Here is a 244-nt window from a genome sequence, read left to right as displayed (position 1 = left end):
CAGCGGTGGTGTTACCCGCCGCATCGCTGATACTGCTGGTAAGGCTGTAGTTACCTTCATCCGTCAGGCTCGGAATAACGATCGTCGCACTGCCTGTTAGTGTTTCTAATAAGGTTACTTCGTGAGTCTGTACCGTCGTACTGCCATCGGGGTTGGTGATGGTTAACGTCACCGTATCACCCACTTCCACACCCTCAGGAATGGTCACCACAGTGTCAAGACCGTCACTGTTTTCGGCCACGCT

The 244-nt window shown here is 53.3% G+C and carries 1 protein-coding gene; it reads right to left on the bottom strand.

Annotated elements, in window-relative coordinates:
* On the bottom strand, nucleotides 1–244 hold a 244-nt coding region (locus tag AACW06_RS20630; protein WP_192076423.1), incomplete at both ends, for a hypothetical protein.

Source organism: Vibrio sp. S12_S33 (genome assembly GCF_963889785.1).
In the GTDB taxonomy this organism is placed as follows: Bacteria; Pseudomonadota; Gammaproteobacteria; order Enterobacterales; family Vibrionaceae; genus Vibrio; species Vibrio aestuarianus.
The sequence above is the reverse complement of the archived record's forward strand: the minus strand, read 5'-3'. Positions and strand labels throughout refer to the sequence as shown.